Below are 10,951 nucleotides of genomic sequence, written 5' to 3'. Positions count from 1 at the left end.
CGGGCACCACGTCACGGCCGGTCACCGCCACCGCGTCGGGCAGCAGGCCCTTCGCCTCGACCGTGGCCTGCGGCCCACGTGCGGGTCGTGGCCAGGAAGGCCAGGCCGCCGACCGCGAGCAGGGCCAGGACGACCGGGGCGTAGAGCCGGCGCGCGCTCACGCCAGCCGGTCCGCGTCGAAGCAGGTGTGGTCGCCGGTGTGGCAGGCCGCGCCGGTCTGGTCGACGACCAGCAGCAGCGTGTCGCCGTCGCAGTCCAGCCGCACCTCGCGCACCTGCTGCGCGTGGCCGGAGGTCTCGCCCTTGACCCAGTACTCCTGACGGCTGCGGCTCCAGTACGTGGCGCGACCGGTGTCGAGCGTGCGCCGCAGCGCCTCGTCGTCCATCCAGGCGAGCATGAGGACGTCCTTGGTGGACGCCTCCTGCACGACGGCGGGGACGAGTCCGTTCGGGTCGCGCTTGAGCCGGGCGGCGACGGCGGGGTCGAGGTCGGTCACGGCTCCATCCTCCCAGGCAGGTTCGACTGGGCGACCCAGCTGGCGTGCAGCCGGCCGTAGACGCCGCCCTCGGCGACGAGCTCGGCGTGGCTGCCGTCCTGCACCAGGCGTCCGGCGTCGAACACGAGCACCCGGTCGGCGGACTCGGCGGTGCTGAGCCGGTGCGCGATCGTCACGCTCGTGCGGCCGGCCAGCAGCGTGTCGAGGGCGCGGGTGGCGCGCAGCTCGGTCTGCGGGTCGACCGCGCTCGTCGCCTCGTCCAGGACCAGGAAGGCCGGGTCGGCCAGGGCGGCACGGACCAGGGCCACGAGCTGGCGCTCGCCGGCCGAGAGCGACTCGCCGCGCTGCCCGACCGGGGTGTCGAGCCCCTGCGGCAGGCCGGCGTACCAGTCGGCCAGGCCCAGGTCGTCGAAGGCGGTCTCCAGCTCGGTGTCGGTGGCGCCGGTGCGTCCGTAGAGCAGGTTCTCGCGCAGGGTGGCGTCGAACAGGAAGCCCTCCTGCGGCACCATCACGACGTGCCGGCGCAGGTCGCTGAACGGCACGTCCCGCAGGTCGACGCCGCCGAGCAGGACGGCTCCCTCGACCGGGTCCATGAGCCGGGTGAGCAGCTTGGCGAACGTGGTCTTGCCCGACCCCGTCTCCCCCACCACGGCGACCCGCTGGCGCGCCGGGACGTGGACGTCGACGTCGCTCAGCACGCGCGGACCGCCCGGGTAGGCGAACGCGACGTCGGCGAACCGGGCGTCGAGCGGGCCGTCGGGGATGGCGGTGCCGGCCGCCCCCGGGTCGACGACGTCGGCCGGGGTGTCGAGAAGGGCGATGACCCGGCGCCAGGACGCGATGGCGTTCTGCGCGTCGGTGATGACCTGGGTGGCCTGCTGGGCCGGGCCGACGAACAAGCCGACCAGGAACGCGAAGGCGATGACCGTGCCCATCGACAGGCCGCCGGCCACGCCGAGGACGACACCGAGGGCGATGACGCCGGCGTTGGCCAGGCCGCCGGCCACGCCGGCCGAGGCGAACGTGACCGCGACGATGCTCTGCGCCCGGATGTTGGCCCGGTAGTTGCGGTCGATGCCGGCGTCGACCCGGCGCTGGGTGCGCTTCTCGATGGCGTGCGCACGCACGACCGAGGCGCCGACGACGGGCTCGGCGATGACGGCGAGCATCTCGCCGACCGTGCGGCGCACCGTGTCGTAGGCCCGGCTCATGTGCTTGGCGAACAGCGTCAGCGAGAGCCACAGCGGCAGGAAGCAGACCAGCACGACGAGCGTCAGCTGCCAGGAGTAGTAGGCCATGATGAGCGTCGCCACGAGCATCTGCCCGACGCTGACCACGATCATCACGCCGGTGAACTGCAGGAACAGCGAGATCTGGTCGATGTCGGACGTCACCCGCGAGACCAGGACGCCGCGGCGCTCCGAGCTCTGGGTGAGCACCGACAAGTCGTGGACGTGCCGGAAGGCGCGCACGCGCAGGTCCGAGAGCGCCACCTCGCTGCGGGTGAACAGGCGCACGCGCATCGCGTAGCCGGCGACGGCGGTCAGCAGCACGACGACCAGGGTGAGCCCGGCGTAGAGGAAGATCCGGCCCTCGTCCATCTCCGAGCCGTCGCCGAGGCCGTCGTCGATCGCGGCACGCACCACGATCGGCACGACCGAGGCGCCGACGGTGCTCAGCAGCGCGAGCAGCAGGGTGACGCCCAAGCCGTCCATGACCTGCGGCGAGAGGGCCAGGCCGCGGCGGATGACCGCCCAGCCGGTCACCTCGTGCGCCTCGCTGGCCGGGGCGGGCGCCGTGGTGCGGCGCTCGGCGGTCGTGGTGGTCACTGCGCCTCCCGGGCCTGGTCGTAGGCGTCGACGAGGTCGCGGTAGGCCGCGGACCGGACGACGAGCTCGTGGTGCGGGCCGCGGTCGGCGATGTGCCCCGCGGTGAGGAAGACGACCTCGTCGGCCAGCGCGATCGTCGCCTTGCGGTAGGCCACGACGAGCACCGTCGGCCCGGAGCCGTCCGACGTCCGGGCGGCGAGCTCGGCCAGGATGCGTCGCTCGACGTCGGGGTCGAGCGCGCTCGTGGCGTCGTCCATCACCAGCAGCCGCGGCCGGCGCACGAGCGCGCGGGGCCAGGCGAGACGCTGGCGCTGCCCGCCGGACAGCGTCGTGCCGCGCTCCCCCAGCTGGGTGTCGAGCCCGTCGGGCAGGGCGCGCACGAACTCCTCGGCCTGGACGGTGCGCAGGGCGTCCCACACGGCGGCGTCGTCGACGTCGTGGCTGCCGAGCGTGACGTTCTCGCGCACGGTGTCGTCGAACAGGAACGTCGACTGCGGCACGAGGGCCACGGCGGAGGCCAGGTCGTCGTGGGTCAGGGTGCGGACGTCGACGCCGTCGAGCTCGACGCGTCCCTGTTGCGGGTCGACCAGCCGGACGAGCAGCGCCGTGAGCGTGCTCTTGCCGCTGCCGGTGGACCCGACGACGGCGGTGACCGAGCCGCGTCCGACGTGCAGGTCCAGGTGCGACAGGACCGGCCGCTCGGCGTCCGGGAACGTGTACGAGACGTCGCGCAGGTCCAGCTGCACGGCACCGGCGCCCGGCAGCGTGCGGTCGCCGTACTGCATCGAGCCGGTGGCGGCCAGGACGCTGTCGACGCGGTCCCAGCTGACGACGCTGCGCGGCAGCTCGCCCAGCACCCAGCCGATCGCCCGGACGGGGAAGGCGACCACGGTGAACAGGTAGGCCACCTGCACGACGTCGCCGGGCTCGGCGGCGCCGCTGGCGACCCGCCCGACGCCCAGGACGATGACGAGCAGGATGCCCAGGTTGGGCAGCGCCTCCAGCAGCGGGTCGAAGATGCTGCGGATGCGGCCGACCTCGATGTTGGCGTCGCGCAGCCGCTCGGTGGACGCGCGGAAGCGCTCGGTCTCGTCGGCCTCGCGGCCCAGCGACTTGACCACCATGGCGCCGTCGAACGACTCGTGCGCGACCGCGCTCACGTCGCCGCGCAGCGACTGGGCGCGGGCCGCCTTGGGCGAGAGCCAGCGCTGGTAGAAGACGTTGATGCCGAACAGGGCCGGGAAGACGACCAGACCGACGAGGGTCAGCACGAGGTCGGCCTCGATCATCGCGACGATCGCGGTCAGCAGCATCGCGACGACGCCGAGCGCCATCGGCAGCGGCATGAACACCGCCCACGTGGCCTCGACGTCGGCGTTGGCGTTGCTGAGCAGCTGGCCGGTCGGGTGACGGTGGTGCCAGGACATCGGCAGCGACAGGTACTGACGGGTGACGCGCCGGCGGTAGTCGGCGATGAGCCGGTAGTAGACCAGGCCGCCGACGAGCCGGCGTCCGACGATGCCCAGCGCGCGCAGGACCGCGACCCCGATGAACAGGAACACGGCGGTCCACAGCGCGCCCTCGGCGACGTCGCCGCGCTCGAACGAGGGGCGGATGACGTGGTCGGTGGCCCAGCCGAGCACCCACGCGTCCGCGACGGTCATCGCGCCGTACAGCAGGCTGCCCACGACCGAGACCGTGAACCACCACTTCTCGGCGACGATGCCGCGGCCCAGGAGGCCGAAGCCCCGGCGCATGATGCGGTCGTCGGTGCCCGTCAGGTCGTCGGGCGCGGTGGTGTCAACGGACATGGATTCCTTCGCGGCGCAGGCTGTCCTTCACCTGTCCGATGGTCAGCTCGCCGAAGTGGAACACGCTGGCGGCGAGCACGGCGTCGGCCCCGGCGTGCACGGCGGGGGCGAAGTGCTCCAGCCGTCCGGCACCGCCGCTCGCGATGAGCGGCACTCTCGTAACGCTGCGGACCGCCCGGATCATTTCCAGGTCGAAGCCCTGCTTCGTGCCGTCGGCGTCCATGGAGTTGAGCAGCACCTCGCCGACGCCCAGGTCGGCGGCCCGCTTGACCCACTCGACGGCGTCCAGGCCGGCCGAGCGGCGACCGCCGTGCGTCGTGACCTCGTACCCGCTGGGCTGCTCGTCGCTGCGCCGCGCGTCGACGCTGAGCACGAGCACCTGGTTGCCGAACCGGCCGGTGATCTCGGCGATGACCTCCGGACGCGCGATGGCCCCGGTGTTGATGCCGACCTTGTCGCGCCGGCGCGCAGCAGCCGGTTCACGTCGTCGACCTCGCGCACGCCGCCGCCGACCGTCAGGGGGATGAAGACCTGCTCGGCCGTGCTGCCGACGACCTCGAACGTCGTGGAGCGGTCGTCGGAGGACGCGGTGATGTCGAGGAAGGTCAGCTCGTCGGCACCCTCGGCGTCGTAGACCTTGGCCATCTCGACCGGGTCGCCGGCGTCCACGAGGTCGACGAAGTTGACGCCCTTCACGACGCGGCCGGCGTCGACGTCGAGGCAGGGGATCACACGGACGGCGAGAGACACCCCCGCAATCTACCGGTGGCCACCGACGGTTCCCCGCGCTGCCCCGGACGCGGACGACCCCTCCAGCCGCCGGGGCCGGAGGGGTCGTCGGACGCGTGCGGCCGGGTCTAGACCTCGGCGACGGCGGCCAGCGCCTCGGGCAGCGTGAACGCGCCCGCGTACAGCGCCTTGCCGACGATGGCGCCCTCGACGCCGGTGCCGGTGAGCGAGGCGATGGCCCGCAGGTCGTCCAGGCTCGAGACGCCGCCGGACGCGACGACCGGCTTGTCGGTGACCTCGCACACCTGGCGCAGCAGGTCCAGGTTCGGACCCTGCAGCGTGCCGTCCTTGGTGACGTCGGTGACGACGTAGCGGGCGACCCCGTCGCGCTCGAGCCGCTCGAGCACCTCGAACAGGTCGCCGCCGTCCTGCGTCCAGCCGCGGGCGGCCAGGGTGCGGCCGCGGACGTCCAGGCCCACGGCGATCTGGTCGCCGAAGCGGGCGACCGCGCTGGCGCACCACTGGGGGTTCTCGAGGGCGGCGGTGCCGAGGTTGACGCGGCGGCAGCCGGTGGCGAGCGCGGCCTCGAGGGACGCGTCGTCGCGGATGCCGCCGGACAGCTCGACCTTGACGTCCAGGCGGCCGACGACCTCGGCCAGCAGCTCGCGGTTCGAGCCCTTGCCGAACGCGGCGTCGAGGTCGACCAGGTGGATCCACTCCGCGCCGTCGCTCTGCCACTGCAGCGCGGCGTCGAGGGGCGAACCGTACGTCGTCTCGCTGCCGAGCTCGCCCTGGACCAGGCGCACGGCCTGTCCGTCGGCGACGTCGACAGCGGGGAGGAGCTCGAGAGTCACCGGGTGATCGTACCGACCGCTGCTCCCCCGCCCCGCTGCCGGTGCGCGGCGTGGACGCACGCTCGGCGGCTCCCTGCCCGGGGCGGTGAGCTGGCGTCCACCGCCCACCGCCTCGCGTGGACGCAGGCTCTCCACCCACCCGGGGGGCGCCGACGTGACGACGCTCCGCGCGTCCGGGTGTCGTCGTCGGTGCCCGCGCCTACGGTGTGACCATGGCCACCTTCGTGCTCGTCCGCGGCTTCTGGCTCGACCCCTCGTCCTGGCGCCACGTGGTGCCGCTGCTGGAGGAGCCGGGGCACCGCGTCCTGCTCGCCAGCCTGCCGGGCACCGGACCCGACGAGGACCGCGCCGGCGTGCGGCTGGCCGACCACGGTCGCCGCCGTCGTCGACGTCGTGCGCGCGGCCGGGGAGCCGGTCGTCCTCGTCGGCAGCAGCTTCGCCGGGCGTCTCGTGCAGGTGGTCGCCGAGGAGCATCCCGAGCTCGTGCGCGCGGCGGTGTTCGTCGACTCCTCCCCCATGCCGCTCGACCCGGCCGGCAGCGACCAGCCGGCCGGCGACGAGGTGCCGTTCAGCTGGGACGAGCTGAGCGAGCCCGAGCAGCGCGACCTCTCGCCCGAGCTGCGCGCCGAGATCGAGCGGTCCGCGGTCCCGTACCCGGCCCAGGTCGCCCGGGACGGCTGGGACCTCTCGGCCGGACGCCGGTTCGCCGTGCCCGCGCTCGCGGTGGCGTCCGGGTTCGACGAGGCCCAGCTCGAGACGTGGCGGCGTGACTACCCGGCGGTGGCGGCCGAGCTCGACGCCTACGACGACCTCGAGATCGCCTGGCTCCCGACGAGCCACTGGCCGCACCTCACCCGGCCCGACGACCTGGCGCAGATCCTGCTCGACGTCGTCGCCGAGCCGGACGCCTGAGGCGCGCCTAGAGCGTGCCGACCCAGTTGCGCAGCAGCTGCGCGCCGGCGTCGCCGGACTTCTCGGGGTGGAACTGGGTCGCCCACAGCGGCCCGTTCTCGACCGCGGAGACGAAGCGCTCCTCGCCGTAGGACGTCCAGGTGACGACCGGCTGCGGGAACGCCGGCGGCGGGTCGAGCAGCCACTCGCGCACGCCGTAGGAGTGCACGAAGTAGAACGACGCGTCCTCCAAGCCGGCGAACATCCGCGAGCCGTCTCCGGGCTGGACGGTGTTCCAGCCCATGTGCGGCACGACCGGCGCCTGCAGCGGCTCGACCGTGCCCGGCCACTCGCCGCACCCGGTCGCCCGGACGCCGTGCTCGATGCCCTCGGCGAACAGGATCTGCATGCCCACGCAGATGCCCAGCACCGGACGGTTCGCGACGAGCCGCTTCTCGATGAGCCGCTCGCCGTCGACCGCTCGCAGGCCCTCCATGCAGGCCGCGAACGCACCGACGCCGGGCACGAGCAGGCCGTCGGCCTCCAGGGCGACGTCCTGGTCGGCGGTCAGCACGACCTCGGCCCCGGCGCGCTCGACGGCGCGCACGGCCGAGCGCAGGTTGCCCGAGCCGTAGTCGAGGACGGCGACCGTCGCGGTCACAGCGCTCCCTTGGTGCTGGGGACGCCGGTCTCGCGCGGGTCGAGCGCGACGGCCTCGCGCAGCGCCCGGGCGAGCGCCTTGAACTGGCACTCGGCGATGTGGTGCGGGTCGCGCCCGGCGAGCAGGGTCATGTGCATGGTCAACCCCGCGTGGTGGGCGATCGATTCCAGCACGTGCGACGTGAGCGAGCCCACGTACTGGCCGCCGATGATCGCGGTGATCTGGCGCTCCGGCTCACCGCTGTGCACGAAGTACGGGCGGCCCGAGACGTCGACGACGCACGTGGCGATCGCCTCGTCCAGCGGGATCGTCGCGTTGCCGTAGCGGCGGATGCCGGCCTTGTCGCCGAGCGCCTCGCGCAGCGCCTCGCCCAGGCAGATCGCGGTGTCCTCGACGCTGTGGTGGGCGTCGATGTGCAGGTCGCCGACGGTGCGGACGGTCAGGTCGATGAGCGAGTGACGACCGAGCGCCGTGAGCATGTGGTCGTAGAAGCCCACGCCCGTGTCGATGTCCGTGCGTCCGGTGCCGTCGAGGTCGATCTCGACGACGACGTGGGACTCGGACGTCTTTCGCTCGATGCGAGCCGTACGGGTCATCTCGAGGTCACCTCCGTCAGTGCCTGGTGGAACGTTGCCATCTCCTGCGGCGTGCCGATCGACACGCGCAGCCATCCGTCGGGTCCAGTCTCCCGGATCAGCACGCCGCGCTCGACGAGGGCCTGCCAGACGGCGTGCCGGTCGTCGAAGCGTCCGAACAGGACGAAGTTCGCGTCCGACGCCGCGACCTCGAACCCCTGCTCGGCGAGCCGGCTCGCGGTCTCGTCGCGGGTGCGGCGCAGCTGGTCGACCTGGCCGAGCAGCTCGTCGGCGTGACGCAGCGCGGCGACCGCCGTGGCCTGCGAGACCGCCGACAGGTGGTACGGCAGGCGGACGATGCGCAGCGCGTCGATGATCGCCGGGGCGGCGGCGACGTAGCCCAGCCGGCCGCCGGCCAGCGCGAACGCCTTGCTCATCGTGCGGGTGACGAGCAGCCGCGGGAACTCCTGCAGCAGCTCCAGGGCGCTGGGCACGCCGTCACGGCGGAACTCGGCGTACGCCTCGTCGACGACGACGACGCCGGGCGCGGCCTCGAGCACCGCCCGGGCGTGGGCCGGGTCCAGCGCCGTGCCGGTCGGGTTGTTCGGGCTGGTGAGCACGACGACGTCCGGCTGCTCGGCCGCGATGAGGGCGAGCGCGGCGTCGACGTCGATCCCGAAGTCGTCGCGCCGGCGTCCGGCCACCCAGCGGGTGTGCGTGTTGCGCGCGTACTCGGGGTACATCGAGTACGTCGGCGCGAACGACAGCGCCGTGCGTCCGGGCCCGCCGAACGCCTGCAGCACCTGCTGCATGACCTCGTTGGAGCCGTTGGCCGCCCACACGTGCCGTGCGGTCAGTCCGTGCCCCAGGTACGCGGCCAGGCCCTCGCGCAGCTGCGTCGCCTCGCGGTCGGGGTAGCGGTTCAGCCCCAGGGCGACCTCGCGCACGGCGGCGGCGATGTCGTCCGCGGCCGCCTCGCTCGGGCCGTACGGGTTCTCGTTGGTGTTCAGTTGCACGGGGACGTCGAGCTGCGGGGCGCCGTAGGGCTCCTCGTCACGCAGCTCGTCGCGCAGCGGCACCCACGCGGGGACGCTCATCGCGCCGCCGCCGGAAGAAGAGCACCGTAGACCGACGGCGCGATTCGTGGCATCTGATCGTTCACTCGCTGACGCTCGCTCATCGCGCCGTGCGGATCGAGACGGCGGCGCCGTGTCCGGGCAGGTCCTCGGCCTCGGCGAGCGTGACGACGTGGCCCCCGACCTCGCGCAGGGCGTCCTCGGTGTAGGTGACGACCTGCATGTTCTTGCAGAACGCGCGCACCGACAGCCCCGAGGAGTGGCAGGCGCAGCCGGCCGTCGGCAGGACGTGGTTCGAGCCGGCCGCGTAGTCGCCCAGCGACACGGGCGCGAACGGGCCGACGAAGACCGCACCGGCGTTGACGATCCGCGCGGCGTCGGCCGCGGCGTCGCGCGTCTGCACCTCGAGGTGCTCGGCGGCGTACGCGTTGGCGACGTCGACGCCCTGGTCGGTGTCGCGGACCAGGACGACGCCGGACTGGCGTCCGGTCAGCGCGGTCGTGACGCGCTCGGCGTGCTTGGTCGCGGCGACCTGGGTCTCGAGCTCGGCCTCGACGGCCGCGACCAGCGCCTCGCTGTCGGTGATGAGCACCGAGGCGGCCATCGGGTCGTGCTCGGCCTGGCTGATGAGGTCCGCCGCGACGAACGCGGCGTCCGCCGTCTCGTCGGCGACGATGGCGATCTCGGTCGGGCCGGCCTCGGAGTCGATGGCGACCTGGCCGCGCACGAAGCGCTTCGCGGCGGCCACGTAGATGTTGCCGGGGCCGGTCACGAGGTTCACCGGGGCGCACGACTCGGTGCCGTACGCCAGCATCGCGACGGCCTGGGCGCCGCCGGCAGCGTAGACCTCGTCGACACCGAGCAGCGCGCACGCGGCGAGGATCGCCGGGTGCGGGGCGCCGCCGAACTCCGCCTGCGGCGGGGTGGCGATGGCGATGGACGGGACGCCGGCGACCTGCGCCGGCACGGTGTTCATGACCACGGTGCTGATCAGCGGCGCGAGCCCGCCGGGGACGTACAGGCCGACGCGCTGCATCGGGACGATGCGGCGCTCCACCACGGCGCCGGGCGCCACGGTGGTGGTGACGCTCTGCTCGAGCTCGGCCTCGCAGGTGGCGCGCAGGCGCGTGATCGACTGCTCCAGCGCGGCACGGACGTCCGGGTCGAGCGTCCTCAGCGCCTCGGTGATCTGCTCGGCCGGGACGCGCAGGGACGTCGGACGGACGCCGTCGAAGCGCTCGCCGAGGGCGAGCACCGCCTCGTCGCCCTCCGTGCGGACCTGCTCGCAGATGCCCGCGACGGCCTGCAGCGCATGATCGATGTCGACCTCGCCGCGCGGCACGGCGGCGGCGTACTCGCGGAGGTCGTCGACGGGACGCAGGTCGATCTGTCGCAGGAAGGGCACCGGTCGATCCTACCGGGGCCGGACGGGGAGCCCCCGCCGTCCGGCCCGTGGTGGACGTCTCACGCTCGCCCTCAGCGGACGCCGGCACCGGCCGCCGGTCGCTAGGGTGTCGCCCATGGCTGCGGGCACCCCGGCGACGACGCTGCTCACGCGACTCGGCGTCCCCTTCACCGCCCACCCGTACACGCACGACCCCCGGGCCGAGTCGTACGGCCTCGAGGCGGCCGAGGCGCTCGGCGTCGACCCGGACCGGGTGTTCAAGACGCTCATGGTCGACGTCGACGGCGAGCTGTGCGTAGGCATCGTGCCGGTGTCCGGGTCGCTCGACCTCAAGGCGGTGGCCGCGGCGCTCGGCGGCAAGAAGGCGCAGATGGCCGACAAGGCGGCCGCCCAGCGGGCCACCGGCTACGTGCTCGGCGGCATCTCCCCCGTCGGGCAGAAGAAGGCCCACCGCACGGTGCTCGACGAGACCGCGGAGCTCCACGAGACCGTCTTCGTCTCCGGCGCCGACCTTGTTGCTGTATGCGCTAGCCATGAAATGCCAGTGAGCGCCCTCGATCTGACCGGCCTTGATGAGATAGGCGTCCGACCGGATCTGCCTTGCGAGTTCCTCGCTCCAAACCT

Annotated in this window: 9 protein-coding genes and 2 pseudogenes; 2 read left to right on the top strand and 9 right to left on the bottom strand. The window is 73.4% G+C overall.

The genetic code is table 11. The annotated features are described in order from the left end of the window. Positions 1 to 157: 157 nt before the first annotated feature. The 5 genes and pseudogenes from hisI to priA form a co-directional block, all read right to left on the bottom strand. Positions 158 to 496, bottom strand: coding sequence for a phosphoribosyl-AMP cyclohydrolase (gene hisI, locus AC2W7G_RS03930; protein ID WP_485867286.1), 339 nt, complete (start codon positions 494 to 496; stop codon positions 158 to 160). Next, a complete protein-coding gene (locus AC2W7G_RS03925) occupies positions 493 to 2,325 on the bottom strand; it encodes an ABC transporter ATP-binding protein (protein ID WP_485867285.1) in 1,833 nt (610 codons plus the stop codon). Before AC2W7G_RS03925 ends, hisI begins: the two co-directional genes overlap by 4 nt. Beyond that, positions 2,322 to 4,136 carry an ABC transporter ATP-binding protein gene (locus AC2W7G_RS03920; protein ID WP_485867284.1) on the bottom strand — a complete coding sequence of 605 codons (1,815 nt, stop codon included), beginning with the start codon at positions 4,134 to 4,136 and terminating at the stop codon, positions 2,322 to 2,324. The genes AC2W7G_RS03925 and AC2W7G_RS03920 overlap by 4 nt, the downstream gene beginning before the upstream one ends. After that, positions 4,126 to 4,886, bottom strand: a pseudogene (hisF, locus tag AC2W7G_RS03915) (imidazole glycerol phosphate synthase subunit HisF). The gene AC2W7G_RS03920 and the pseudogene hisF overlap by 11 nt, the downstream one beginning before the upstream one ends. A 107-nt stretch (positions 4,887 to 4,993) precedes the next feature. Continuing rightward, positions 4,994 to 5,719 carry a bifunctional 1-(5-phosphoribosyl)-5-((5-phosphoribosylamino)methylideneamino)imidazole-4-carboxamide isomerase/phosphoribosylanthranilate isomerase PriA gene (gene priA, locus AC2W7G_RS03910; RefSeq protein ID WP_485867283.1) on the bottom strand — a complete coding sequence of 242 codons (726 nt, stop codon included), beginning with the start codon at positions 5,717 to 5,719 and terminating at the stop codon, positions 4,994 to 4,996. Between the two features lie 351 nt (positions 5,720 to 6,070). On the opposite strand from priA, the pseudogene AC2W7G_RS03905 reads away from it, so the two are divergent. Then, positions 6,071 to 6,631, top strand: a pseudogene (locus AC2W7G_RS03905) (alpha/beta fold hydrolase); the annotation flags it as partial. Between the two features lie 7 nt (positions 6,632 to 6,638). On the opposite strand, the gene hisH reads toward AC2W7G_RS03905, so the two are convergent. From hisH to hisD, 4 genes are all read right to left on the bottom strand, one after another. Next, positions 6,639 to 7,271: an imidazole glycerol phosphate synthase subunit HisH gene (gene hisH / locus AC2W7G_RS03900; RefSeq protein WP_485867282.1), complete on the bottom strand. Its 633-nt coding sequence runs from the start codon at positions 7,269 to 7,271 to the stop codon at positions 6,639 to 6,641. Further along, complete coding sequence (gene hisB / locus AC2W7G_RS03895) at positions 7,268 to 7,867, bottom strand: imidazoleglycerol-phosphate dehydratase HisB (protein ID WP_485867281.1); 600 nt, start codon at positions 7,865 to 7,867, stop codon at positions 7,268 to 7,270. The genes hisH and hisB overlap by 4 nt, the downstream gene beginning before the upstream one ends. Beyond that, a complete protein-coding gene (locus AC2W7G_RS03890; protein ID WP_485867280.1) occupies positions 7,864 to 8,943 on the bottom strand; it encodes a histidinol-phosphate transaminase in 1,080 nt (359 codons plus the stop codon). The genes hisB and AC2W7G_RS03890 overlap by 4 nt, the downstream gene beginning before the upstream one ends. A gap of 79 nt (positions 8,944 to 9,022) precedes the next feature. Next, positions 9,023 to 10,318 carry a histidinol dehydrogenase gene (gene hisD, locus AC2W7G_RS03885; protein WP_485867287.1) on the bottom strand — a complete coding sequence of 432 codons (1,296 nt, stop codon included), beginning with the start codon at positions 10,316 to 10,318 and terminating at the stop codon, positions 9,023 to 9,025. Between the two features lie 124 nt (positions 10,319 to 10,442). Here hisD and AC2W7G_RS03880 point away from each other — a divergent pair. Beyond that, positions 10,443 to 10,951 (top strand): aminoacyl-tRNA deacylase (locus tag AC2W7G_RS03880; RefSeq protein WP_485867279.1); only part of this gene is annotated, 509 nt, incomplete at its 3' end.

This window comes from Aeromicrobium sp. PFPM2_SD2, assembly GCF_057364525.1.
The sequence above is the reverse complement of the archived record's forward strand: the minus strand, read 5'-3'. Positions and strand labels throughout refer to the sequence as shown.